General features: G+C 69.0%; 22 protein-coding genes. 12 read left to right on the top strand and 10 right to left on the bottom strand.

The genetic code is table 11. The annotated features are described in order from the left end of the window. Nucleotides 1-4 precede the first annotated feature (4 nt). Nucleotides 5-922 (bottom strand): LysR family transcriptional regulator, encoded by a 918-nt coding sequence (locus SFB74_RS27015; RefSeq protein ID WP_432727484.1) that lies wholly within the window; start codon nucleotides 920-922, stop codon nucleotides 5-7. A 158-nt stretch (nucleotides 923-1,080) separates the two neighbouring features. Here SFB74_RS27015 and SFB74_RS27010 point away from each other — a divergent pair, with 158 nt between their 5' ends. Next, entirely contained in the window at nucleotides 1,081-2,073 is a 993-nt protein-coding gene (locus SFB74_RS27010) for a Bug family tripartite tricarboxylate transporter substrate binding protein (RefSeq protein ID WP_432727482.1), read from the top strand. Continuing rightward, entirely contained in the window at nucleotides 2,073-3,623 is a 1,551-nt protein-coding gene (locus SFB74_RS27005) for an amidase (RefSeq protein ID WP_432727481.1), read from the top strand. Before SFB74_RS27010 ends, SFB74_RS27005 begins: the two co-directional genes overlap by 1 nt. Before the next feature lie 9 nt (nucleotides 3,624-3,632). Here SFB74_RS27005 and SFB74_RS27000 read toward each other — a convergent pair whose 3' ends face one another. After that, entirely contained in the window at nucleotides 3,633-5,054 is a 1,422-nt protein-coding gene (locus SFB74_RS27000) for a short-chain fatty acyl-CoA regulator family protein (RefSeq protein ID WP_432727480.1), read from the bottom strand. A 138-nt stretch (nucleotides 5,055-5,192) separates the two neighbouring features. On the opposite strand from SFB74_RS27000, the gene SFB74_RS26995 reads away from it, so the two are divergent. From SFB74_RS26995 to SFB74_RS26975, 5 genes are read left to right on the top strand one after another with little or no spacing between them, the layout of a single operon-like run. After that, nucleotides 5,193-5,621, top strand: coding sequence for an acyl-CoA thioesterase (locus SFB74_RS26995; protein WP_432727479.1), 429 nt, complete (start codon nucleotides 5,193-5,195; stop codon nucleotides 5,619-5,621). Continuing rightward, nucleotides 5,618-6,781: a bifunctional 2-methylcitrate synthase/citrate synthase gene (gene prpC, locus SFB74_RS26990; protein WP_432727478.1), complete on the top strand. Its 1,164-nt coding sequence runs from the start codon at nucleotides 5,618-5,620 to the stop codon at nucleotides 6,779-6,781. Before SFB74_RS26995 ends, prpC begins: the two co-directional genes overlap by 4 nt. A gap of 56 nt (nucleotides 6,782-6,837) precedes the next feature. Beyond that, entirely contained in the window at nucleotides 6,838-9,444 is a 2,607-nt protein-coding gene (gene acnD / locus SFB74_RS26985; protein WP_432727477.1) for a Fe/S-dependent 2-methylisocitrate dehydratase AcnD, read from the top strand. 18 nt (nucleotides 9,445-9,462) lie between these two features. Then, nucleotides 9,463-10,653 carry a 2-methylaconitate cis-trans isomerase PrpF gene (gene prpF, locus SFB74_RS26980; RefSeq protein WP_432727476.1) on the top strand — a complete coding sequence of 397 codons (1,191 nt, stop codon included), beginning with the start codon at nucleotides 9,463-9,465 and terminating at the stop codon, nucleotides 10,651-10,653. A gap of 50 nt (nucleotides 10,654-10,703) precedes the next feature. Next, nucleotides 10,704-11,567 carry an isocitrate lyase/PEP mutase family protein gene (locus tag SFB74_RS26975; protein WP_432727475.1) on the top strand — a complete coding sequence of 288 codons (864 nt, stop codon included), beginning with the start codon at nucleotides 10,704-10,706 and terminating at the stop codon, nucleotides 11,565-11,567. A 22-nt stretch (nucleotides 11,568-11,589) separates the two neighbouring features. Here the strand turns inward: SFB74_RS26975 and SFB74_RS26970 are convergent, their stop codons facing one another. Beyond that, a complete protein-coding gene (locus SFB74_RS26970; RefSeq protein ID WP_432727474.1) occupies nucleotides 11,590-12,036 on the bottom strand; it encodes a universal stress protein in 447 nt (148 codons plus the stop codon). Between the two features lie 176 nt (nucleotides 12,037-12,212). Between SFB74_RS26970 and SFB74_RS26965 the strand changes: the two genes are divergently transcribed. After that, a complete protein-coding gene (locus SFB74_RS26965; RefSeq protein WP_432727472.1) occupies nucleotides 12,213-12,560 on the top strand; it encodes a FlxA-like family protein in 348 nt (115 codons plus the stop codon). An 18-nt stretch (nucleotides 12,561-12,578) separates the two neighbouring features. Here SFB74_RS26965 and SFB74_RS26960 read toward each other — a convergent pair whose 3' ends face one another. Continuing rightward, nucleotides 12,579-13,127 (bottom strand): MarR family winged helix-turn-helix transcriptional regulator, encoded by a 549-nt coding sequence (locus tag SFB74_RS26960; RefSeq protein ID WP_432727471.1) that lies wholly within the window; start codon nucleotides 13,125-13,127, stop codon nucleotides 12,579-12,581. Between the two features lie 225 nt (nucleotides 13,128-13,352). On the opposite strand from SFB74_RS26960, the gene SFB74_RS26955 reads away from it, so the two are divergent. Next, entirely contained in the window at nucleotides 13,353-14,339 is a 987-nt protein-coding gene (locus SFB74_RS26955) for a tripartite tricarboxylate transporter substrate-binding protein (protein WP_432727470.1), read from the top strand. 123 nt (nucleotides 14,340-14,462) lie between these two features. On the opposite strand, the gene SFB74_RS26950 is transcribed toward SFB74_RS26955, so the two are convergent. The 4 genes from SFB74_RS26950 to SFB74_RS26935 are packed head-to-tail and all read right to left on the bottom strand — an operon-like array spanning nucleotide 14,463 to nucleotide 18,328. Beyond that, nucleotides 14,463-15,629 carry a mandelate racemase/muconate lactonizing enzyme family protein gene (locus tag SFB74_RS26950; RefSeq protein ID WP_432727469.1) on the bottom strand — a complete coding sequence of 389 codons (1,167 nt, stop codon included), beginning with the start codon at nucleotides 15,627-15,629 and terminating at the stop codon, nucleotides 14,463-14,465. 39 nt (nucleotides 15,630-15,668) lie between these two features. Continuing rightward, nucleotides 15,669-16,379, bottom strand: coding sequence for an SDR family NAD(P)-dependent oxidoreductase (locus SFB74_RS26945; protein ID WP_432727468.1), 711 nt, complete (start codon nucleotides 16,377-16,379; stop codon nucleotides 15,669-15,671). After that, entirely contained in the window at nucleotides 16,369-17,340 is a 972-nt protein-coding gene (locus SFB74_RS26940; RefSeq protein ID WP_432727467.1) for a Bug family tripartite tricarboxylate transporter substrate binding protein, read from the bottom strand. The genes SFB74_RS26945 and SFB74_RS26940 overlap by 11 nt, the downstream gene beginning before the upstream one ends. A 49-nt stretch (nucleotides 17,341-17,389) precedes the next feature. Beyond that, the gene (locus SFB74_RS26935; protein ID WP_432727466.1) at nucleotides 17,390-18,328 is read right to left on the bottom strand and encodes a dihydrodipicolinate synthase family protein; all 939 of its coding nucleotides are present in this window, start codon (nucleotides 18,326-18,328) and stop codon (nucleotides 17,390-17,392) included. A gap of 108 nt (nucleotides 18,329-18,436) precedes the next feature. Between SFB74_RS26935 and SFB74_RS26930 the strand changes: the two genes are divergently transcribed. Continuing rightward, nucleotides 18,437-19,363: a LysR family transcriptional regulator gene (locus tag SFB74_RS26930; RefSeq protein ID WP_432727464.1), complete on the top strand. Its 927-nt coding sequence runs from the start codon at nucleotides 18,437-18,439 to the stop codon at nucleotides 19,361-19,363. A gap of 9 nt (nucleotides 19,364-19,372) precedes the next feature. Here SFB74_RS26930 and SFB74_RS26925 read toward each other — a convergent pair whose 3' ends face one another. Both SFB74_RS26925 and SFB74_RS26920 read right to left on the bottom strand, forming a co-directional pair. Then, nucleotides 19,373-20,044 (bottom strand): RraA family protein, encoded by a 672-nt coding sequence (locus tag SFB74_RS26925; protein WP_432727463.1) that lies wholly within the window; start codon nucleotides 20,042-20,044, stop codon nucleotides 19,373-19,375. 25 nt (nucleotides 20,045-20,069) lie between these two features. Next, on the bottom strand, nucleotides 20,070-21,308 hold the full coding sequence (locus SFB74_RS26920; protein WP_432727462.1) for an aspartate transaminase: 1,239 nt from the start codon (nucleotides 21,306-21,308) through the stop codon (nucleotides 20,070-20,072). Nucleotides 21,309-21,451: 143 nt separating this feature from the next. Between SFB74_RS26920 and nac the strand changes: the two genes are divergently transcribed. Together nac and SFB74_RS26910 are read left to right on the top strand one after the other, a co-directional pair. Beyond that, nucleotides 21,452-22,390, top strand: coding sequence for a nitrogen assimilation transcriptional regulator NAC (gene nac, locus SFB74_RS26915; RefSeq protein ID WP_093209927.1), 939 nt, complete (start codon nucleotides 21,452-21,454; stop codon nucleotides 22,388-22,390). 140 nt (nucleotides 22,391-22,530) lie between these two features. Beyond that, a complete protein-coding gene (locus SFB74_RS26910; RefSeq protein ID WP_432727461.1) occupies nucleotides 22,531-22,968 on the top strand; it encodes an acetyl-CoA carboxylase biotin carboxyl carrier protein in 438 nt (145 codons plus the stop codon). Nucleotides 22,969-22,974: the final 6 nt, after the last annotated feature.

Raw genomic sequence — 22,974 nt, 5'->3', positions numbered from 1 at the left:
GGGCTCAGCCCGAAGCCTTCACCGCGTCGACCAGGAAGCGCACGAAGGCCCTTGCCGCATCGGGTAGCGAGCGGCCCGCCATGGTCTCGATGGCGAGGTGCCGCTCGTGCATCTCGCGGTCCTTCAGCGCAATGGCGACCAGCGCCTTGCTCTGTAGCAGCGTGCGGATCGACAGCGGCCCGTAGAAGGCGATGCTGCCGCCGCCGGCCGCCGCGAAGCTCAGCAGCGAATTCGCGTGGTTGCTCGACATCGCCAGCTCGTAGCGCAGCTCCTGCCGCGAGCAGCTCGCATCGAGCAGCCGGCGGATGGAGCTGTCTTCCTGCGGCAGCCCCAGCGGATAGGCCACCACCTGGCGGAGCGACAGCTGCCGCTGCTGCGCGAGCGGATGGTCCATGGCCATCACGGCCAGGATGGGGCTCGGGTGCCGCAACTCGACCTCGATGCCCGGCTCGGGCAGGGCACTGAGCGTGATGCCCACGTCCGCTTCGCCGTCGCGCACCAGCCGCGAGATGTCGGCGGGCGCGCAGACCTCCAGGTGAAAGCGGATACCCGCGTGCTTGAGGCGGAACTGCGCGATCAGCCTGGGAATGAAGTCGAAGGCGAAGCCTTCGGTGCTCGCCACGCGCACGTGCCCGGTGCGCAGTCCGCGCAGGCCGGCGATGTCGTTGGCGACGCGCTCGATGTCCTGCTGCGCGCGCTTGGCGTGCGCGGCCAATAGTTCGCCGGCGGCATTCGGCACCATGCCGCGCGCGTGGCGTTCGAAGAGCAGCGTGTCGAGTTCGCGTTCCAGCCGTGCCACCTGCCGGCTCACGGCCGAGGGTGCCACGTTGAGCTTGAGCGCGGCTTCCTTCACCGAACCGGTCTTCACGACCTCGAGGAAGTAGCGGACGGCGGGCTCCTGCAAGGCACGAGGCGACGGCATGAATGGCTCCTGCGCGTGGTTGTGACGGATGCTGTCGATTGCCGATTCGGCAACGCAGAATTCTAAACATTGCGCTTGTGACACCGGCATGACGATCCTAGGATGAACTCGTTCCCACCTCGAACCCGAGTCTTCCAGTCGAAATTCCAGGAGTTCCGATGAACCGTCTCCCGCTCGTGGCGCGCATGGCATTGCTTTGCTGCAGCCTTGGATCTGGCGCCGTGCCGCTGACTTCTCTTGCCGCCGAGACGGGCTTTCCCGCCCGGCCGGTCACGCTGGTGATTCCCTTCCCGCCCGGCGGCGCCACCGACGTCAACGGCCGCGTGATCGCGCAGCGCCTGGGCAAGGAACTGGGCCAGCCCGTGGTGATCGAGAACCGCGGCGGCGCCGGCACGGTGGTCGGCGCGAGCTATGTGGCGAAGTCCGCGCCCGACGGCTACACGCTGCTGCTGAGCTCGGGCTCCACCTTCACCGTCAATCCGGCGATCCGCAGCAACCTGCCCTACGACCCGGTGAAGAGCTTCGAGCCGATCGGCATCGCCGGACGCGTCGCGCTCATCCTGCTGGCGAACAGCGAAGTGCCGGTGCAGACGGTCAAGCAGTTCGTCGACTACGTGAAGGCCTCGCCCGGCAAGTATTCGTACGGCTCCTTCGGCACCGGCACCACCGCGCAGTTCGCGGGCGAAACCATGCTGCATGCCACCGGCCTGAAGATGACGCACGTGCCCTACAAGGGCAGCGCACCTGCCATGACCGACCTGATGGGCGGCCAGATCCCGTTCAGCATCGACACGGTGAGCGCGGCCGTCCCGCAGCTCAAGAGCGGCAAGATCAAGGCCATCGCGCTGACCACCGCGCGCCGCTCGGCGCTGCTGCCCGACGTGCCCACCTTCGCGGAGAGCGGCTATGCCGAGGTCGACATGGATTCGTGGCTCATGCTCGCGGCGCCGAAGGGTGTGCCCGCCGATGTGAAGGCCAGGCTGGAGAAGGCGCTGGCCGCGGCGATTGCCGATCCGGAGACGAAGACCAAGCTGCTGGCCGCGGGCCTGGAGCCGAGCTACAGCAACGCCGCCGCGAGCGTCGAGCTGATCAACCGCGAACTGCCGATCATGCGTGCCGTCGCGGCCCGCGCCAACATCACCGCCGACTGATGAGCTTCACCAAAACCACGCACGACACCGCCGCTGAACTCGTCGAGAAATCCGCCGTCGAGCTGCGCCGCCTCATCGGCAGCAAACAGGTCTCGCCCGTCGAGCTGCTGGAGGCATGCATCGCGCGCATCGAGCGCGTGAATCCCTTCGTCAACGCCGTCACCGCCACCTGCTTCGAGCGCGCGCGCGCCGAAGCCAAGGCGGCGGAAAGCGCCGTCATGCGCGGCGACGCGCTGGGCCTGCTGCACGGCCTGCCGATGGGCGTGAAGGACCTGGAGCCCACCGAGGGCCTGCTCACCACATGGGGCTCGCCGATCTACCGCGATCACGTGCCGACGGAAGACATCGAGCTCGTGGCGCGCTTGCGCCGCGCGGGCGCCATCGTCGCGGGCAAGACCAACGTGCCGGAGATGGGCGCGGGCGCCAACTCGCGCAACGACGTGTGGGGAGCCACGGGCAACCCCTTCAACCCGAATCTCAACGCTGGCGGCTCGTCGGGCGGCTCGGCGGCCGCGCTGGCCTGCGACATGCTGCCCGTGTGCACCGGCTCCGACACCGGCGGCTCTCTGCGCATTCCGGCTGCCAAGTGCGGCGTGGTGGGTTTCAGGCCATCGCCGGGCGTGGTGCCCAGCGTGCGCAAGCCGCTGGGCTGGACGCCGATCTCGGTGGTCGGCCCCATGGGCCGCACCGTGGAAGAGGCCTGCCTGCAACTGGCTGCGTCCGCCGGCATGAGCGCGGGCGATCCGCTGAGCTATCCGCTGGATGCGCTGTCCTTCCTCACGCCGCAGCACGTCGACCTCGGCAGGCTGCGCGTGGCGTGGACCGAGGACTTCGGCACCTGCGCGGTGGACGACGGCATCCGCGCCACCTTCCGTCGCAAGATCGAAGCCATGCGGCACCTGTTCGGCCGCTGCGACAAGGTCGACTTCGACATGGGCGAGGCGCACCGCTGCTTCGACGTACTGCGCGCCGAGGCCTTCGTGGCCGGCATGCAGGCGGCCTACGAGCGCGACCCCGAAAGCCTTGGCCCCAACCCGCGCGCCAACTACGAGATGGGCGCGAAGATGAGCCTGCTCGACAGCGCCTGGGCACAGGCCGAGCAGACGCGGCTTCTCAAGCGCTTCCAGGCGACCTTCGTCGAATACGACCTCGTGCTGTCGCCGACCACGCCCGTCTCGCCCTTCCCGTGGACGCAGCTCTACGCCGCGACCATCAACGGCGAGCCGCAGGCCAACTACTACCGCTGGCTGGCGCTGACCTACGTGGTCACGCTGACCACGCATCCGGCGATCGCGCTGCCCTGCGGACTCGACCACGCGGGCATGCCCTTCGGGCTGCAGGTCGTGGGCGGATTCAGGGCCGACCACCTGCTGCTGGGCGCGGCGCATGCGATGGAGACGGCGTTCTCGGCGAACCCCGAATTGCGCCGCCCGCGTCCCGACCTTGCCGCGTTGCGCGTGGCCGAGCCCGCGCTGGAGTCGATCGTGAAGACGCCGCCGGTCTTCGGCGACGGCCGCCCCGCCGCATCGGCTGCTGTCTCGGTCGTTTGAGGCTGCCCGCTACGCGTCGGCCACTGCGTAGGGCGTGAACCGGCTTTCGTTCTCGTTCACGTCCAGCGCACGCCCGATGAACGGGAACGCCCGCTGCGGGCAGGCCACGCGCTCGCACACCTTGCAGCCCATGCCGATGGGCGTGGGTACGTCCTGGTCGGTCAGGTCCAGTCCCTTGGAATAGATCAGGCGCGGCGCATGGCGGATGTCGCAGCCCAGTCCGATGGCGAAGGTCTTGCTGGGCGAGTCGAAGCCGCGCTGGCCATGCGACACCGTGCGCGCCACCCACAGGTAGGTGCGTCCGTCGGGCATGCGCGCGAGTTGCCGCAGCACGCGCCCGGGCTGCGCGAAGGCCTCGTACACGTTCCACAGCGGGCAGGTGCCACCGGTCTTGGAGAAGTGGAAGTGCGTGGCCGACTGCCGCTTCGAGATGTTGCCCGCGCGGTCCACCCGGATGAAGAAGAAAGGCACGCCGGGCGCGCCGGGCCGCTGCATGGAGCTCAGGCGATGGCACACCGTCTCGAAGCCGACGCCGAAGCGGCGCGCCAGCAGGTCGATGTCGTAGCGCAGGCTTTCCGCGGCCTTCAGGAACAGGCCGTAGGGCAGCAGCACCGCGCTGGCGAAGTAGTTCGCCAGCCCGATGCGGGCCAGCGCATGCGTCGGCGCGTCGTTGAAGCCGGCGCCTTCCAGCAGTGATTCGATCAGCCGCGTCTGCTCCAGCAGCGCCAGCTGGGTCGCAAGCTGGAACGACTGCTGGCCCGGCTCCAGGCCAGCCGACAGGCGCAGCACGCGGGTTGCGGGGTCGTAGCGGCGCTGGCTGTCGATGGCGTCGTCGTCGGTGGGCACCACGCGCACGCCGTGCTGCTCCAGGAGCCGCTGCTGCAGCCATCCGGACAGCGGGCCGCCGTGGCCGCGCGCCTCGTCGGCGAGCCTTTCGGCCTGCAGGTCCAGCTCCTCGAAATGGTTCTGGTGGGCAAAGAAGAAGTCGCGCACGGCCTCGAAGGGCATGGGGCGCGCATTCGTGAGCTCGCCGCGTCCGTCGCCGAGCTCGGTGGCCATGATCTCCAGGCGCTCCATCGCTTCCTGGTGGCGGCGGTGCAGCGCGAGCAGGGCGCGCGCCACCGCGGGCATCTGCGAGGCCACTTCGCGCAGCTCGGGCAGCGCGACGGCTTCTCCGCCGGGGTTGTCGGCCAGCGCATCGCGCATGCTCGAGACGAGGCGGGCTTCCTCGTCTTCAGAAAACTGCTGCACGTCGACGCCCAGCGTGCGGCTGATCTTGAGCAGCACGGCGACCGTGAGCGGCCGCTGGTTCTGCTCGATCTGGTTCAGGTAGCTGGGCGACAGGCCCAGCGCCTGGGCCAGCGCCACCTGCGTCATGCCGCGTTCGGCGCGCAGCTTGCGCAGGCGCACGCCCATGAAGGTCTTGCTCATCGTGCGGCTCCTCGGAACGGCTCGCCGGTTTGCGCAATCCTGATGTTCGCAAGATTTGCAAAACAGAGGTTTTTCATTCGCAATGATTGGCTGATTCAGTCCTTCATTATGGGCGCGCATTTGCGTAAATTGCGAACCATGACAGACAGGAACACGGCGCTCGAACTCACGGAAATCGTGTTCCCGGAGCATGCGAACCACTACGGCACCCTGTTCGGCGGCAACGCCCTGATGCTGATGTCCAAGGCGGCGTTCCTGGCGGCGCGGGCCTTCGCACAGGCCGACGTCGTGATGGCCGGCTGCGGCGACGCGCAGTTCCTCGCACCCGTGCCGGTCGGCAGCGTGCTGCGGCTGCGCGCATGGGTCAGCCGCCAGGGCCGCAGTTCGCTCACGGTCAGCGTCACCGGCAGCTTCGAGCAACTGGGGCACGCGCCGCGCGAGGCGCTGCGCTCCTTCTTCGAGATGGTCGCCGTCGACAAGGGCGGGCGGCCCATGCGCATCCCGAAGGCACACCCGGCACGCCAGGCAAACCCGGCACACCCGAATCCAGAAAAGGAAGAAGCATGAGCGACACCGCAACCCCCACCGCCCCCGGCATCAAGCCCAAGAAATCCGTGGCCCTGTCCGGCGTGACGGCCGGCAACACTGCCTTGTGCACCGTCGGGCGCACCGGCAACGACTTGCACTACCGCGGCTACGACATCCTCGACATCGCCGAGGTCTGCGAGTTCGAGGAAATCGCGCACCTGCTGGTGCACGGCAAGCTGCCCACGGCGGCGGAACTGCGCGCCTACAAGGCGAAGCTCAAGTCGATGCGCGGCCTGCCCGCGAGCCTGAAGGAGGCGCTGGAGCAGCTGCCCGCCAGCGCGCACCCGATGGACGTGATGCGTACCGGCGTCTCGTCGCTGGGCTGCATGCTCCCCGAGAAGGAAGACCACAACCTGCCGGGCGCGCGCGACATCGCCGACCGGCTGATGGCTTCGCTCGGCTCCATGCTGCTGTACTGGTACCACTGGTCGACGCAGGGCAGGCGCATCGACGTGGAGACCGACGACGACTCCATCGGCGGCCACTTCCTTCACCTGCTGCACGGCCAGAAGCCTTCCGCCGCGTGGGTTCGCGCGATGCACACCTCGCTCAACCTCTACGCCGAGCACGAGTTCAACGCATCGACCTTCACAGCGCGCGTGGTGGCTGGCACGGGCTCCGACATGTACTCGGCCATCACCGGCGCCATCGGCGCGCTGCGCGGACCCAAGCACGGCGGCGCCAACGAAGTGGCCTTCGAGATCCAGAAGCGCTACGACTCGCCTGCGGAGGCCGAGGCCGACATCCGCCGCCGCGTCGAGGCGAAGGAGGTGGTGATCGGCTTCGGCCACCCGGTCTACACGGTGAGCGACCCGCGCAACGTGGTCATCAAGGGCGTGGCGAGATCGCTGTCGCAGGAGGCCGGCTCGACCAAGATGTTCGACATCGCCGAGCGGCTCGAAGGCGTGATGTGGGAGGCGAAGAAGATGTTTCCCAACCTCGACTGGTTCAGCGCCGTGAGCTACCACATGATGGGCGTGCCCACGGCCATGTTCACGCCGCTCTTCGTCATCGCGCGCACCTCGGGCTGGGCGGCGCACATCATCGAGCAGCGCATCGACAACAAGATCATCCGGCCGAGCGCCAACTACACGGGCCCGGAAGACATGAAGTTCGCGCCGATCCAGGATCGGAAGTAAAAAGCGAAGAAGAGACAAGCCACGCCAAGACGAAAAAGAGGCCCGAGCGCCGCCCCATGAACATCCAGTACCGCAAGAACCTCCCCGGCACTTCCCTCGACCATTTCGACGCGCGCGAAGCCGTCGAGGCGCTGCGTCCCGGCGCCTGGGCCACGCTGCCCTACACCTCGCGCGTGCACGCCGAGAACCTCGTGCGCCGCTGCGACCCGGCCATCCTCGAACGCAGCCTGCTGCAGATCGTCGAGGGAAAGAGGGAGCACGACTTCCCGTGGTTTCCGGCGCGCGTGGTGTGCCACGACATCCTGGGCCAGACCGCGCTGGTCGACCTGGCCGGGCTGCGAGATGCCATCGCGGAGCAGGGCGGCGACCCGGCGCAGGTGAATCCGGTGGTGCCGGTGCAGCTCATCGTCGACCATTCGCTGGCGGTGGAGTGCGGCGGCTTCGACCCCGATGCCTTCGCGAAGAACCGCGCCATAGAAGACCGGCGCAACGAAGACCGCTTCCACTTCATCGACTGGACGAAGCGGGCCTTCAGGAACGTGGAGGTGATCCCGCCGGGCAACGGGATCATGCATCAGATCAACCTGGAGCGGATGTCGCCCGTGGTGCACGCGCAGGACGGCGTGGCCTACCCCGACACGCTGGTGGGCACCGACAGCCACACGCCGCACGTGGATGCGCTGGGCGTCGTTGCCATCGGCGTGGGCGGCCTGGAAGCGGAGAACGTGATGCTGGGCCGCGCCTCGTGGATGCGCCTGCCCGTCATCGTCGGCGTGAAGCTCTCGGGCCGGCCCCGGCCGGGCATCACCGCCACCGACGTGGTGCTGGCGCTGACCGAGTTCCTGCGCCAGTCGAAGGTGGTGGGCGCGTACCTGGAGTTCCACGGCGAGGGCGCGGCCAGCCTCACGCTGGGAGACCGCGCAACCATCTCGAACATGGCGCCCGAGTACGGCGCCACGGCGGCGATGTTCGCCATCGACCAGCAGACCATCGACTACCTGCGCCTCACAGGCCGCAGCGACGAGCAGGTGCGGCTGGTCGAAACCTACGCGAAGCACACAGGCCTGTGGGCCGACGCGCTGAAGGACGCGGTGTACGAGCGCGTGCTGCACTTCGACCTGTCGACCGTCGTGCGCAACATGGCCGGCCCGTCGAATCCGCATGCGCGAGTCGCCACCACCGAACTCGCGGCGCGCGGCATCGCGGCGCCGTGGCGCGACGAGCCGGGCCGCATGCCCGATGGCGCCGTGATCATCGCGGCCATCACCAGTTGCACCAACACCAGCAATCCGCGCAACGTGATCGCCGCGGGCCTGCTCGCGCGCAACGCCAACCGGCTGGGCCTTGTGCGCAAGCCTTGGGTCAAGTCGTCGCTCGCGCCGGGTTCCAAAGCCGTGACGCTGTACCTGCAGGAAGCCGGCCTGATGGGCGAGCTGGAGCAACTCGGCTTCGGCGTGGTTGCCTACGCCTGCACTTCGTGCAACGGCATGTCGGGCGCGCTGGACCCGGCGATCCAGCAGGAGATCGTCGATCGCGACCTGTATGCGACGGCGGTGCTCTCGGGCAACCGCAATTTCGACGGCCGCATCCACCCGTATGCGAAGCAGGCATTTCTTGCTTCGCCGCCGCTGGTGGTGGCCTACGCCATTGCCGGCACCGTGCGCTTCGACATCGAGCGCGACGTGCTGGGAGTGATCGACGGCAGGGAAGTGCGGCTGAAGGACATCTGGCCCGACGACGCGGAGATCGACGCCATCGTGAAGTCGAGCGTGAAGCCTGCGCACTTCCGCGAGGTGTACGAGCCGATGTTCGCGATCCAGCCCGACACCGCCGCCAAGGTTGCGCCGCTGTACGAGTGGCGCGCCGCGTCCACCTACATCCGCCGCCCGCCCTACTGGGAAGGCGCGCTGGCCGGCGAGCGCACGCTCAGGGGCATGCGGCCGCTGGCGATCCTGCCGGACAACATCACCACCGACCACCTCTCGCCCTCCAACGCGATCCTGATGGACAGCGCGGCCGGCGAGTACCTCCACAGGATGGGCCTGCCCGAGGAGGACTTCAACTCGTACGCCACCCATCGCGGCGATCACCTCACGGCGCAGCGCGCCACCTTCGCCAACCCCACGCTTCGCAACGAGATGGTGCGCAAGGAAGACGGCAGCGTGCGCGCCGGCTCGCTCGCGCGCGTGGAGCCCGAAGGGCAGGTCATGCGCATGTGGGAGGCCATCGAGACCTACATGCTGCGCAGGCAGCCGCTGATCATCGTGGCGGGCGCCGACTACGGCCAGGGCTCCTCGCGCGACTGGGCCGCCAAGGGCGTGCGGCTGGCGGGCGTGGAGGCCATCGCGGCCGAGGGCTTCGAGCGCATCCACCGCACCAACCTGATCGGCATGGGCGTGCTGCCGCTCGAATTCAGGCCCGGCACCAGCCGCCTGACGCTGGGCCTGGACGGCACCGAGACCTACGACGTGATCGGCGCGCGCGAGCCGCGCGCCGACCTGACGCTGGTGGTCCATCGCCGCAACGGCGAGCGGCTCGAAGTGCCGATGACCTGCCGCCTCGACACCGCCGAGGAAGTGTCGATCTACGAGGCCGGCGGCGTGCTGCAGCGCTTCGCGCAGGACTTCCTCGCCTCGAACGCGGCGGCGCCCGCCATCGCCTGAACCGACAATCGCACGACCATGGCCCTCGCACCACAAATCAGGATTCCCGCCACCTACATGCGCGGCGGCACCAGCAAGGGCGTGTTCTTCCGCCTGCAGGACCTGCCCGAAGCCGCGCAGGTGCCCGGTAAGGCGCGCGACGCGCTGCTGCTGCGCGTCATCGGCAGCCCCGACCCCTACGGCAAGCAGATCGACGGCATGGGCGCCGCCACTTCCAGCACGAGCAAGGCGGTGATTCTTTCGAAGAGCGACAGGCCCGGCCACGACGTGGACTATCTGTTCGGCCAGGTGTCCATCGACCAGCCCTTCGTCGACTGGAGCGGCAACTGCGGCAACCTCTCGGCGGCGGTCGGCCCCTTCGCCATCGCCAACGGCCTGGTCGACGCGAACCGCGTGCCGCGCGACGGCGTGGCGGTGGTGCGCATCTGGCAGGCCAATATCGGCAAGACCATCGTCGCGCACGTACCGATGACCGATGGCGCCGTGCAGGAAACCGGCGACTTCGAACTCGATGGCGTGACCTTTCCCGCCGCCGAGGTGCAACTCGAATTCATGGACCCGGCCGCGGAAGAGGAAGGCGCCGGGGGCGCGATGTTCCCCACCGGCAGGCTCGTCGACGAACTCGAGGTGCCCGGCGTCGGCACGCTGCGCGCGACGATGATCAACGCCGGCATCCCGACCATCTTCGTCGAGGCCGAGGCCATCGGCTACACGGGCACCGAGCTGCAGGACGCGATCAACGGCGACGCCGCCGCGCTCGCGAAGTTCGAGGCCATCCGCGCGCACGGTGCGGTGCGGATGGGCCTCATCGCGAACGTCGGCGAGGCGGCCGGGCGGCAGCACACGCCGAAGGTCGCGTTCGTCGCGAGGCCCGCGAGCTACACGGCTTCCAGCGGCAAGCCGGTCGCGGCGGGCGATGTCGATCTGCTGGTGCGCGCGCTGTCGATGGGCAAGCTGCACCACGCGATGATGGGCACGGCGGCGGTGGCCATCGGCACCGCGGCCGCCATTCCGGGCACGCTGGTCAACCTCGCTGCCGGCGGAGGCGAGCGCGCGGCCGTGCGCTTCGGCCATCCCTCGGGCACGCTGCGCGTGGGCGCGCAGGCGAGCCGGGTCGATGGCGAATGGCGCGTGACCAAGGCCGTCATGAGCCGCAGCGCCCGCGTGCTGATGGAAGGCTGGGTGCGTGTGCCCGGCGATACCCTGTGACGCTCGAGAATCAACAAGACAAGTCAACACAACACGACAAGGAAGAATCGATGTCGACTCGCAAGACCCTCCGGGCCCTGGCCGAGGCACGCCGCGGCGTGCTGGTGCCTGGCGCATTCAACGCCCTGTCGGCGCGCGTGATCGAGGACCTGGGCTTCGAGGCCATCTACGTCACCGGCGCCGGCGTCACCAACATGTGGTTCGGCCTGCCCGACCAGGGTTTCATGGGCCTGCACGAGATCGCCGACCACACGGCGCGCATCCGCGACGCAGTAGGCCTGCCGCTGATCGTGGACGCCGACACCGGCTTCGGCAACGCGCTCAACGTGCGTCACACGGTGCGCGTGCTGGAGCGCGCGGGCGCCGACTGCATCCAGTTCGAGGACCAGGTGGCACCTAAGCGCTGCGGCCATTTCTCGGGCAAGGACGTGATCTCCACCGAGGAGGCCGTCAGCAAGATCAAGGCCGCGGTGGACGCGCGCACCGACCCCGACCTGCTCATCATGGCCCGCACCGACGCCGCCGCCACGCTGGGCTTCGAGGCCGCCATCGAGCGCGCGCAGCAGTTCAGCGATGCCGGCGCCGACATCCTCTTCGTGGAAGCGGTGACCACGGCCGACGAGATCCGCGCGCTGCCGCAGCGGCTGAAGAAGCCGCAGCTCATGAACATGGTGATCGGCGGCAGGACGCCGATCTTCGGCGCGGAGGAACTCGCGGGCCTGGGCTACGGCATCGTGCTGTACGCCAATGCGGCGCTGCAGGGCGCCGTCGCCGGCATGCAGAAGGCGCTCACGGTGCTGCGCGACACGAAGCGCGTGGACGAAGACCCGGCGCTGGTCGTGCCCTTCGCGGAGCGCCAGCGGCTGGTGGGCAAGCCCGAACTCGACGCGCTCGAGAAGCGGTACGCGAGCTGAGCAGGACGCCTGGCGTTGCCGGCTAGCGCAGCACCAGCACAGGGATGTGCGAGTGCGTCAGCACGTGCAGCGTCTCGCTGCCCATCAGCAGGCGTGCAAGGCTGCGCCGTCCGTGGGAAGCCATCACGATCAGGTCGCACTGCTGGTTCTTCGCGGCCGCGATGATGGCCTCGGCCACCTGGTTCGACTTCATGACCACGGCCCGCGGATTGCGAACGCCCCTGGCCGTCGCGGTGGCGACCGACTTGTCGACCAGCCGGCGCGCGGCCTGGTCCGACTGCTCCTGCGCGGCCTCGATGTCGCGCTGGCTCAGCATCATCGAACCCTCGAAGTAGCCGATGGGCTCGATGTGCGCGACGGTGACGCTCACCAGTTCCGCGTTGGCGAGCAGGGCCAGCTCGATGGCGGAATCGACCGCCCGCTCCGACAGCGCGGAACCGTCGGTTGCCACGAGAACACGCTTGTACATGGCAGGCTCCTTGGCCCCCGGCACCGCGGGTGCCCTCGCAATTCAGTCTAGTCCGCGATGGCGGCCATGCAAGAGAGAAGGGGCGAACGAAAGGCGATCAGGGGCTGCCCTCTATTTTTCGCGCCGGATGCCGATATGGATCCTTTGCCTTGCACGAACCACAACGGAGGATCGAAATGATGAATGCCATCGGGGCGACCGGCAGCGCAACGAGGAGCGGTAGCGACGTCAACGCGGAGATCGCGAAGATCCAGCGCCAGATCACCACGACGCAGAAGCAGATCGCCGAAACGCAGGCCCAGCTGGTCGCCACGCCCGAGGGCGAAGCGCGCAAGGCGATCCAGATGCAGCTCGAGGCGCTCGCGGCCAAGATGGCCATGCTGCAGCAGCAGATGAACGCGCTGCGCACGGCCAGCGTCCAGCAGAGCGCCATGGCTTCGCTGGAAGAGAGCGCCGCCAGTGCGCCGCGCGCCAGCCGCGGCGGCTCGGGCTCGCTGGGGAGCGTGGTGGACGTGCAGGCCTGACGGTCCGGATCAGGCGGCTCAGCCGCCGCGTTCGGGCCAGCGGTGGCGCGTTCCGCCCGAGCGGCGGTCGGCCTTTTCCGCGACCACGCCTTGTGCGAGCAGCTCTTCGCCACGCTGCTCCAGATGGCGCAGGCAGCGCAGGAAGGCATCGAGATCCGCCGGCGACACGCCTTCCAGCAGCTCGGTGTTCAGCCCCGCGATGCGCGGGAAGAGCCCGCCGAAAAGCTGCTGGCCCGAGGCGCTCAGCCGCACGTGCACTTCGCGCCGGTCCTCCGCGTTCTGGCGGCGGTGCACCAGCTTCTTCTCGACCAGGCTGCGCAGCCCGCGCGAGGTGCGAACGCGGTCCAGGTGCAGCAGCGCGGCCAGCGCCGAAGACGTCATCTCGCCCTCCTGCGCGAGCGTGGCGATCATTCCCCACTCGCGGCGCGTGATGCCGAAGCCGCCTTCGACCAGCCGGGTCGCCATGCCGCTGCCCGCGCGCACGGCGCGTGCCATGCGGTAGAGCAGCAGGTCGTCCAGTGAACGGGGCGCGCGCAACGCTCCTGCATCGGGGAAAGCTTGTTGCATACGGATGACGGAAGGGCGGGAAGGTCGGCGGGGAGGAAAGGGGCGGAGTGTGGTTCGCCCGCCTCGGCTGGCAGTTGATGGATTAGATCAACTGTTTCCCCATACGTATAAACCAGTAACAAATTTGAACGAGCGGAAACAGTCTTGGCGCGCGATTTTCGCCGCGAAAAACCGCGCGCGCCTGTCCGTCCGCTCGCGCCCACCGTCCGCAGGAGATCCGATCCGATGCCCGCATTCCTTTCCAGGCGCAAGCTCATCATGGCATGGGGCGCAGCCCTTGCCGCTTGCGCTCCCCTGGCCCAAGCCCAGGCGCCCGCCGCGCTGGACGGCGGCCCGCTCACCCTCGTGGTCGGCTATGCGCCGGGCGGCAGCACCGACCGCATCGCGCGGCTGATCGCCGAGCGGCTCACGCCGAAGCTCGGCGTGCAGGTGAGCGTGGAAAACCGTCCGGGCGAAGGCGGCCGTCTCGCGGCCAAGGAGGTGAAGCGCGCGCCCGCCGCGCAGAACGTGCTGATGCTGGGCAACCCCGCCGTGATGGTGGTCGCGCCGCTGGTCATCAAGGACGCGGGCTACGACCCCGACAAGGACTTCGTGCCCGTCTCGCAGGTCAGCAGCTACGACTTCGCGCTGGCCGTGGGCAGCAAGCTCCAGCTCGACCGCGCGATGTTCCTCGTGGGCCGGCTGTGGGCCCACCCCGAGGAAGCCATCTTCGGCGTGCCCGCCACCGGCAGCCTGCCGCACTTCTTCGGCCTGATGGTGGGCGACGCGCTGAGCGTGCAGCCGCAGATCAAGGGCTATGGCGGCTCGGCGCCGCTGGCGGCCGACCTGGTCAACGGCAGCCTGCCCATTGCCATCGACACGCTCGATTCGCTCTACCCGCAGCACGTGGCCGGCAAGATCCGCATCCTTGCCACCTCGGGCAAGAAGCGCGCGAGCTTCGCGCCCAACATTCCGGTCTTCAGCGAGGCCGGCATGAAGATCGATGCCGACGGCTGGAACACCTTCTTCGCGCCAGCGGCCATGCCGCCCGCCAAGGTGCAACTGCTGGCCAACTCGATCCGCGACGTGATGAAGGACCCGGGCCTGCAGAAGGCGGCCGAGGCGCTCTTCATCACGCCGGTCGCCAGCAACGCGCCGGAAACGGCGCAGATGCTCAAGGCCTATCGCGCGCAATGGGAGCCGGTGGTGCGCCGCTCGGGCTTTCATCCATGAACTTGGTACTCCCCCCAGGCTTCGCGCACTTCGTGTCGCTACGCCAACCCCCCTCGCCGGGGGGCGACACCTGCGGCCCGGCCAAGCCGGTTCCGCGGTGTCTCGCGAATGGGCCGCGCCTGATCAAGCCGCGAGGGCGCGCATCTCTGAGATGAGGTCGGCCTTGCCTTCGAAGCCGATGCCGGGCAGCGGCGGCAGGGTGACGTAGCCGTTGTCCACTTTCACGCCGTCGGGGAAGCCGCCGTAGGGCTGGAACAGGTCGGGGTAGCTCTCGTTGCCGCCGAGGCCGAGGCCGGCCGCGATGGCCAGGGACATCTGGTGGCCGCCGTGCGGAATGCAGCGCGAGGGCGACCAGCCGTTTTCCTTGAGCATGTCGAGCGTGCGCAGGTACTCCACGAGGCCGTAGCTCAGCGCGCAGTCGAACTGCAGCCAGTCGCGGTCGGGGCGCATGCCGCCGTGGCGGATGAGGTTGCGCGCGTCCTGCATCGAGAACAGGTTCTCGCCCGTGGCCATGGGGCCCGAGTAGACCTCGCCGAGTTTGGCCTGCAGTTCGTAGTCGAGTGGATCGCCGGCTTCCTCGTACCAGAAGAGCGGGTATTGCGAGAGGGCGCGGCCGTAGTCGACGGCGGTCTTCAGGTCGAAGCGGCCGTTGGCGTCCACCGCGAGCTGCTGGCCGGGGCCGAGGATCTTCAGCACCGACTCGATGCGCTCGCAGTCTTCGGCGAGCGTCGCGCCGCCGATCTTCATCTTCACCACCGAGTAGCCGCGCTCCAGGTAGCTGGTCATCTCGCGCTGCAGGCCTTCGAGGCCCTTGCCGGGGTAGTAGTAGCCGCCGGCCGCGTAGACGAACACGCGCGGGTTCGGCTTGCCGGTGCCGTAGCGCTCGGCCAGCAGCTGGTAGAGCGGCTTGCCGGCGATCTTGGCGGTGGCGTCCCAGACGGCCATGTCGATGGTGCCCACGGCCACCGAGCGCTCGCCGTGGCCGCCGGGCTTCTCGTTGATCATCATGCGGGCCCAGATCTTGTGCGGATCGAGGTTGTCGCCGGTCTCGTCGAGCAGCGACGCGGGTTCGGCCTCCAGCAGGCGCGGCAGGAAGCGCTCGCGGATCAGCCCGCCCTGGCCGTAGCGGCCGTTCGAATTGAAGCCATAGCCGATGACCGGCTTGCCGTCGCGGATCACGTCGGTGACCACGGCGACCAGGCTCAGCGTCATCTTCGAGAAATCGATGTAGGCGTTGCGGATGTCCGACTTGATGGGGCGGGTGGATTCGAGGATGTTGACGATTTTCATGGTCGGGTTCCGGATGGAGGAAGAGAAAGCGAAAGATGTCTAGAGATGCAGCGACGAGCCGCCGCAGATCGGGATGTCCTGCCCCGTGATGGCCGCCGCCTGGGGCGAGAGAAGAAAGCCCGCGAGCGCCGCGATCTCCTCGGGCTGGATCAGCCGGCCGATGGGCGGCAGGCGCGGCGCGCTGCCCGCGCGGGCCGGGTCCTGCAGCATCGAGGTCTGCGTCGCGCCGGGCGACACCACGTTCACGGTCACGCCGCGAGCGGCCACTTCCGCGGCCCAGCTTCGCGCGAGCGCGATCAGCGCGGCCTTGGTCGCGGCGTACTGGCCGCGCCCCGGCAAGCCCTGCGCGACGCGGCTGCCGATGAACACCACGCGGCCCTTGCCGCGCGCGGCCATCGCGGGCACGAGCGCGTCGGCCAGGCGCGTGGCCGCGTCGACATGCAGCCGCCACATCAACTCGCCGCCCGCGTGGTCGAGCTCGCCCAGCGGGCCGACGCGCAGCACGCCGGCCGCGTGCACCAGCGCGTCGGCGTCCTGCAGCGCCGCGGCCGTGCGCGCGATGGCGCCGGCATCGCCGAGGTCCACGGCCACATGCGAGAAGCCCGTGCGGGAGGACAGCGTGGGCGCGGCAAGGTCGAGCCCGCTCACGCGCCAGCCCGCGTCCAGCAGGTGCGAGGCGATGGCGCGGCCGATGCCGCCGCTGCTGCCCGTTACCACCGCATGGGGCGCCGTGGCGAACTCATTCGACATGGATGTTGCCCTCGGTGATGATCTTCTTCGAGCGCGCCATGTCCTCCGCCTGGAACTTCGCGAAGTCCTCGACGCTGCCCGGCGTCAGCAGCAGGCCTTGGGCGTTCAGCGTCTCGCGCATGTCGGTGCCCAGCGCCTTGTTGACCTCGGCGTTCAGCCGCTGCGTGATGGCGGCCGGCAGCTTCGCCGGGCCCCACAGGCCGTACCAGCTGTAGAACTCGTAGCCCGGAATGCTCTCGCCCACCGTGGGCACGTTCGGCAGGCTGGTCGCGCGCGTGGCCGAGGTGACGGCGATCACCTTCAGCATGCCGCTCTTGTGATACTGCAGAGAGCCGAGGATCGGGTCGATGAAGCCGTCGATCTGCCCCCCGATCAGGTCCTGGAAGGCGGGCGCCGTGCCCTTGTACGGCACGATCAGGTAGTCGAGCCCGCCGCCCGCGCGCTTGAGCAGCTCGGTCGACAGGTGCCCCGCCGAGCCGATGGAGCCCACCGCGAAGGTCATCTTGCCGGGGTGCGCCTTGGCGTATGCGATGAGCGACTTCACGTCGTTCACCGGCAGGTTCTTGTTGACTGCCACCGACAGCGGCGCCTTCGCCACCAGCGCCACCGGGGTGAAGTCGCGCACCACCTCGTAGGGCACCGACTTCATGGTCATTGGCGCGGTGGTGAAGGTCGATGCGTTGAACAGCAGCGTGTAGCCGTCGGCCGGCGCCTTCGACACCACGTCGGCGCCGATCACGCCGTTGCCGCCCGCGCGGTTCTCCACGATGAAGGTCTGGCCCGTCTGCTCGCCGAGCTTCTGCGCCAGCAGCCGGCCGATGGTGTCGAGCGTGCCGCCGGGCGGAAACGGGATCACCATGCGCACCGGGCGGGCGGGCCAGTTCTGGGCGAAGCCGGCGGTCGATGCGGCGGCCAGCGCGAGGGCGGCCAGGGTGGCGCGCAGGAAGTGCTTGCGTTGCATGTCTCTTGTCTCCTTGTGTTTTCTTGATCGGGCGCTGTGGCCCGTGGGCTCAGCGCTTCGACAGGCCCGCTTGCTCGACGGCCGCGCGCAGCGCGTCCGTCTCGCGCGCGTTCGGCGCCTCGGTGGGCGGGCGCACCGTGGCGTTCTCGAGCACGCCGGCCAGGTACATGCCGCCCTTCATGCGCGCATGCGCCTCGCCGGTGGGTTCGCCGCCGCCGTACACGGCATCTTTCAGCGGCGTGATGAGCGCCTGCACCGCCATCGCCTTCTTCAGGTCGCCGGCCTTTACCGCGTTCCACAGGTCGATGATGAGTTGCGGGATGAAGGTCGCGAAGCCGACCAGCGCGCCGTCCACGCCCTGCACCATCGAGGCCAGCAGGTATTCGTCGTGGCAGGTGAGGATGGCCTTCGAGGCATCGGCCTCGCGGATCGCCTGGATGTCGCGGGCGTATTTGTTCATGTCGCGCTGGCCCACCTTGAAGGCCTGCAGGTAGGGCAGGCGCGCCAGCTCGGCCAGCAGCTGCGAGGAGTACGAGGCGCGCGTCCATGCCGGGTACACGTGGCAGACCAGGTCCAGCTCCGGCGCGGCGCGGTGGATGGCCTCGAAGTACTGCAGCGCATGGCCGGGCGTGAAGCCGAAGCGCAGCCAGTGGTGCGGCGGCATCACATCCAGCGCCACCGCGCCGGCGGCCTGCGCGGCGCGGGCATGCTCGGCGGCCTCGGCCAGGCCTTCGCAGACGATCGACGAGATCACCGGCATGCGGCCGCGCAGCTCGTCGGCCACGATGCGCGTCACCTCGGCGCGCTCCGAAGGCGTGAGCGAGAACACCTCGCCGGTGTGGCCGTTGGTCATGATCGCCACCACGCCGTCATGGCCGGCCAGCCACGAAGCCAGCTTGCGCAGCGCCGGCTCGTCGATGCGGTGGTCGTTCGTGAAGGGGCAGGAAATGGCGGGGATGATCCCGCGATAATTCGCGATGGAAGGCATTCTGTGTCTCCGTGATGGTTCAAGGTGCAGGAATGGGTGCATCTTTTGCCGGCGGGGCGCGGGCCGTCCAATACTCGAATCGCATACAACTATTCAATCGCGCTGCGCATGGGCCCCGGCAACCGACCGCTCGACATGGAATGGCTGGAAGATTTCCTGGCCCTGGCCGAGACCGGCAATTTCTCGCGTGCCGCGCAGGCGCGCTCCATCGCGCAGCCGGCCTTCAGCCGCCACATCCGCTCGCTGGAAGAGTGGGTGGGTGTCGACCTGTTCGACCGCAGCGCGCATCCGACCGCGCTCACGGCGGCGGGCAAGCGCTTCCAGCCGCTGCTGCAGGAAGTGCTGGCGGGCCTGGAGGCCGCGCGCATCAAGGCCCGCGCCGCGCACGACCTGGCCGCGGCCAGCCTGAGCTTCGCCGCCACGCACGTGCTCTCGCTCACCTTCTTCCCGCGCTGGCTGGCGAGCGTGGAGTCGCGGCTGAGCATGGGGCCGATCCAGACCATCTCCGACAGCTCGCATGCCTGCGAAGACCTGATGCTGCAGCGCCGGGTCCAGTTCGTGCTGTGCCACGGCCATGCCGATGCGCCGGGCCGGCTCGACGAGTCGCAATACCCCGTGCAGCGCCTGAGCGAGGACGTGCTCGTGCCAGTGAGCGCGCCCGATGCCGGCGGCACTCCGCTGCATGCGTTGGGAACGGGCAGGTCGCCCGCCGTGCTGGCCTACAGCGAGGCCTCGGGGCTCGGCCGCATCATGCGGGCGATCCAGGACATCGAGTTCGGCAAGGACTTCGCCGCGTCGCTCTCCGTCGTCTTCACCGCCCACCATGCCGCGCTGCTGCGCACCATGGCGCTCGAAGGCCGCGGCCTCGCGTGGCTGCCGATGAGCCTGGTGGCCGACGACCTGCGCAACGGCGCGCTCGCCGATGCCGGCGCGGGCGGCTGGCGCGTGCCGGTGGACATACGCCTGTACCGCCAACAGGCGCAGATGGCGCCGGTCGCCGAGGCGCTGTGGGCGCTGGTCAGCGAAGGCGCCTGACGCCCGGACTCAGTTCATGCAGCGCGCTTCGAGCGCGTCGAGGAAGCTGCGGTCCCACCGGCCTTCCTTCATCGCCTGGATCGTGCGCGCTTCCGTTTCCAGGTGCGCGCGGGCCTTCTCGATCAGCAGCTCGGCCTCGTCGGGCGAGAAGGCCAGCAGCCCGTCCTGGTCGCCCACCACGATGTCGCCGGGGTTCACGATCATGCCGCCCACCGACACCGGCACGTTGATCTCGCCGGGGCCGTCCTTGTAGGGGCCGCGGTGGTTCACGCCGCGCGCGTACACCGGGTAGTCGCGCTCGCGGATCTCGGCCACGTCGCGGATCGCGCCGTCGAGCACCAGGCCCGCGGTGCCGATGGTTGCGGTGTAGAACGACAGGATGCCGCCGATGACCGCGTTGGTGACGTCGCCGCCCGCATCGATCACCAGCACGTCGCCGGGCCGGCAGAACTCGAAGGCGCGCATGGGCGTGAGGTTGTCGCCGCCGCGCGTCTTCACGGTGACGGCCGTGCCCGCCATGGTCTTGTGGCCGGGGCGGTGGTAGGGCTGCAGGCCGACGCTGCCGATGTTGCGGTGCAGGTTGTCGCTGAGCGCGGCGACCGGAATGTCCTGCAGCGCGGCGAGGATGTGAGCCGCCACCTGCGGGGCCGACGGGTTCTTGCGAATGGCTTTGTAGGGCATGGAGATCGTCCTGGTCGTGAAGTCTTCAGCGCAGTGCGGCCACGGCGCGCGCGATGCGCCTGCAGCCTTCTTCCAGCGTCTCGAGCGACGTGGCGATGGAAAGCCGGAAGTAGGGCGAGAGGCCATACGCCGTGCCCGCCACCACCGCGACGCCTTCGCTTTCGAGCAGGTACATCACCACGTCGCCGTCTTCCTGCAGCCGCTTGCCTTCGGGCGTGGTCTTGCCGATGAGCCCGCCGCAGTTGATGTACAGGTAGAAGGCGCCGGGCGGCGTGGCGCAGCTCAGGCCGGGAATGTCGTCGACGAGCGCCAGCGTGCGGTCGCGCCGCTGCCGGTAGACGGCCACGCTCTCAGCCACGAAGGACTGGTCGCCGTTCAGCGCCGCCGCGGCAGCGGCCTGGCTCACCGAGCAGCAGTTGCCGGTGGACTGCGAAAGCAGCGTGTCCAGCGCCTTGATGAGGTCCACCGGCCCGGCCGCGTAGCCGATGCGCCAGCCCGTCATCGCGTAGGTCTTGGAGACGCCGTTCACGATCAGCGTGCGGTCGCGCAGCGAAGGCGCCACCGCGAGGATGTGCGGCAGCGGCTCGTCGTCGAAGCGGATGTGCTCGTAGATCTCGTCGGTCATCACCATCACCTGCGGATGGCGTTCCAGCACCTCGGCCAGCGCGCGGTATTCGGCGGCCGTGTAGCTCGCGCCGGTAGGGTTGCTCGGCGAGTTGATCAGCAGCCAGCGCGTGCGCGGCGTGATGGCGGCCTCGAGCTGGGCGGGCGTCAGCTTGAAGCCGTTGGCCTCCGGGCAGGCCACGGTGACGGGCGTGCCCTCGCAGGCCAGCACCATGTCGGGATACGACACCCAGTAGGGCGCCGGGATGATCACCTCGTCGCCCGGCTCCAGCGTGATGGCGAAGGCGTTGTAGATCGCGCTCTTCGCGCCGCTGGTGGCGATGATCTCGTTCATCGCGTAGCTCAGCCCGTTCTCGCGCTGCAGCTTGGCGACGATGGCTTCGCGCAGCTCCACGGTGCCCGCCATCAGCGTGTAGCGGGTGGCGCCGCGCTCGATGGCGGCGGCCGCGGCCTGGCGGATGTGGGCGGGCGTGTCGAAGTCGGGCTCGCCCACCACGAGGTTCACGATCGACTTGCCCTGCCTGCGCAGCTCGTTGGCGCGGTCGGCGGCCGAGGTGCTGGGCGAGGGCTTGATGCGCCGCACGCGGGCGGCAATGCGGGAGGCAACGTGGGAGTCGGCGCTGGAGGTAGTGGCTTGCATGGACCGAACGGTACGCAGATCGCTCCCGCGAGGCCAAGACGAGATTGCACTGGTCGTATAGGCGCAGCTTATGACTCATGGTGAGCACCCATATCCGCCGCGCGGGGCCGGTGCTAGGCTTGGCTCTTGCTTGGGGACAAGGCGTGAACCTGCGACGCCTCAAATATTTCGTGAAGATCGTGGACATCGGAAGCCTCACGCAGGCGGCCGAGGTTCTTTTCATCGCCCAGCCCGCGCTGAGCCAGCAACTGGCCACGCTCGAAGGCGAAGTGCGGCAGCAGTTGCTGGTGCGCACCAAGCGCGGCGTGACGCCCACCGAGGCCGGCAAGGTGCTGTACCGCCATGCGCAGATCATCCTGCGCCAGTGCGAGCAGGCTCGCGTAGACATGGAGGCCGCCGGCGAGGGGCTCTCGGGCCAGGTGTCGGTGGGGCTCGCGCCGGGCACGGCGGCCTCGGCGCTCTCGCTGCCGCTGCTTCGCACCGTGCGCGCGCGGCACCCGGGCATCCTGCTCTACCTGAACGAGAACTACGGCACCACGCTGAGCGAGCTCATCATGAATGGCCGCATGGACCTGGCCGTGCTCTACGGCGACAAGGCCATCCACGGGCTCACGTTCTTGCCGCTGCTGAAGGAGCCGCTCTTCCTGGTCGGGCCGGCGTCGATGCCCGCGCCCTCGCAGCCGGTGAAGCTGGCCGACCTGCGCGACATCGAACTCTTCCTGCCGCGCCCGTACAACGTGGTGCGCAAGCTGGTGGATGCGGCCTTCGTGCGCGCGGGCATGGTGCCGCGCGTGGTGGCGGAGATCGAGTCGGCCTTCACCCTCACGGCCGCCATTGCCGACGGGCTGGGCGCCACCATCCTGCCGGCGTCGATGGCGCGCGAGGTGGTGGCGAGCTGCGGCGCGTGGCAGTTCCCCATCGTCGATCCGGTCATCGAGGCGCCGCTGGCGCTGTGCCAGTCCGACCACCTGCCGCTGTCGGAACCCGCGCAGGCGGTGAAGGACATCCTGCTCGAACTGGTGGCCGACCTGGCCGGCACCGTCGCGTCCACGCCCGAACCCGAGATCGCCGCGCTGCCGTGACGCTGGCGTATCGGTGGGCGTCATAAGGCGCCCTTATCCCGGCACAGCCAAACCGTCTTTGGCTTCAGGCTCGCGGGCCGTTACCTTTCATGCATGCCGTCACGCGCTCGCGGAGCGCGTCGGCCATCACAGCCACCGGCATGAAGCAGGAACAGATCAAGACGCTCATCGACGCTTTGGCCGCATCGGACCTGGCGGAGCTGGAGTACAGCGAGAACGGCAGCACGCTGCGGCTGGTGAAGCTGGCTGCGCTGGGGGCCGCGCCCGTCGCGCGGACGCCGGCCGTCGCCCGCAAGGCGGCGAAGAGAACCGTCGAGGAAACGGCGGCGCCGGCACCATCTGCCAGTGACGAGTGCCTCGCACCGCTGCATGGCGTGGTGCACCTGCAGCCCGCGCCGGGCGAGCCGCCTTTCGTGCGGCAGGACCAGGCGGTGGAAGCCGGCCAGATGCTGTGCGTGATCGAGGCGATGAAGATGTTCAACGAGGTCCGCGCAGACCGGGCGGGCGCCGTCCGGCAGGTGCTCGTGCGATCGGGCCAGGAAGTGGAAGCGGGGCAGCCCCTGTTCCGCTTCGCATGAGAGGGT

The sequence above is a fragment of the Variovorax xiamenensis genome (genome assembly GCF_050916385.1).
In the GTDB taxonomy this organism is placed as follows: Bacteria; Pseudomonadota; Gammaproteobacteria; order Burkholderiales; family Burkholderiaceae_C; genus Variovorax.
The sequence above is the reverse complement of the archived record's forward strand: the minus strand, read 5'-3'. Positions and strand labels throughout refer to the sequence as shown.

Bases quoted from the DNA above. Each gene is read 5' to 3' on its own strand.
- SFB74_RS26930 (WP_432727464.1), top strand. From the start codon at position 18,437: ATGGGCCCCGGCAACCGACCGCTCGACATGGAATGGCTGGAAGATTTC.
- SFB74_RS26995 (WP_432727479.1), top strand. From the start codon at position 5,193: ATGACAGACAGGAACACGGCGCTCGAACTCACGGAAATCGTGTTCCCG.
- SFB74_RS26910 (WP_432727461.1), top strand. From the start codon at position 22,531: ATGAAGCAGGAACAGATCAAGACGCTCATCGACGCTTTGGCCGCATCG.
- SFB74_RS26935 (WP_432727466.1), bottom strand. From the start codon at position 18,328: ATGCCTTCCATCGCGAATTATCGCGGGATCATCCCCGCCATTTCCTGC.
- SFB74_RS26970 (WP_432727474.1), bottom strand. From the start codon at position 12,036: ATGTACAAGCGTGTTCTCGTGGCAACCGACGGTTCCGCGCTGTCGGAG.
- SFB74_RS27000 (WP_432727480.1), bottom strand. From the start codon at position 5,054: ATGAGCAAGACCTTCATGGGCGTGCGCCTGCGCAAGCTGCGCGCCGAA.
- SFB74_RS27005 (WP_432727481.1), top strand. From the start codon at position 2,073: ATGAGCTTCACCAAAACCACGCACGACACCGCCGCTGAACTCGTCGAG.
- SFB74_RS26975 (WP_432727475.1), top strand. From the start codon at position 10,704: ATGTCGACTCGCAAGACCCTCCGGGCCCTGGCCGAGGCACGCCGCGGC.
- SFB74_RS26955 (WP_432727470.1), top strand. From the start codon at position 13,353: ATGCCCGCATTCCTTTCCAGGCGCAAGCTCATCATGGCATGGGGCGCA.
- SFB74_RS26950 (WP_432727469.1), bottom strand. From the start codon at position 15,629: ATGAAAATCGTCAACATCCTCGAATCCACCCGCCCCATCAAGTCGGAC.
- SFB74_RS26940 (WP_432727467.1), bottom strand. From the start codon at position 17,340: ATGCAACGCAAGCACTTCCTGCGCGCCACCCTGGCCGCCCTCGCGCTG.
- SFB74_RS27015 (WP_432727484.1), bottom strand. From the start codon at position 922: ATGCCGTCGCCTCGTGCCTTGCAGGAGCCCGCCGTCCGCTACTTCCTC.
- SFB74_RS26965 (WP_432727472.1), top strand. From the start codon at position 12,213: ATGATGAATGCCATCGGGGCGACCGGCAGCGCAACGAGGAGCGGTAGC.
- SFB74_RS26925 (WP_432727463.1), bottom strand. From the start codon at position 20,044: ATGCCCTACAAAGCCATTCGCAAGAACCCGTCGGCCCCGCAGGTGGCG.
- SFB74_RS26920 (WP_432727462.1), bottom strand. From the start codon at position 21,308: ATGCAAGCCACTACCTCCAGCGCCGACTCCCACGTTGCCTCCCGCATT.
- prpF (WP_432727476.1), top strand. From the start codon at position 9,463: ATGGCCCTCGCACCACAAATCAGGATTCCCGCCACCTACATGCGCGGC.
- SFB74_RS26960 (WP_432727471.1), bottom strand. From the start codon at position 13,127: ATGCAACAAGCTTTCCCCGATGCAGGAGCGTTGCGCGCGCCCCGTTCA.
- SFB74_RS27010 (WP_432727482.1), top strand. From the start codon at position 1,081: ATGAACCGTCTCCCGCTCGTGGCGCGCATGGCATTGCTTTGCTGCAGC.
- SFB74_RS26945 (WP_432727468.1), bottom strand. From the start codon at position 16,379: ATGTCGAATGAGTTCGCCACGGCGCCCCATGCGGTGGTAACGGGCAGC.
- acnD (WP_432727477.1), top strand. From the start codon at position 6,838: ATGAACATCCAGTACCGCAAGAACCTCCCCGGCACTTCCCTCGACCAT.
- prpC (WP_432727478.1), top strand. From the start codon at position 5,618: ATGAGCGACACCGCAACCCCCACCGCCCCCGGCATCAAGCCCAAGAAA.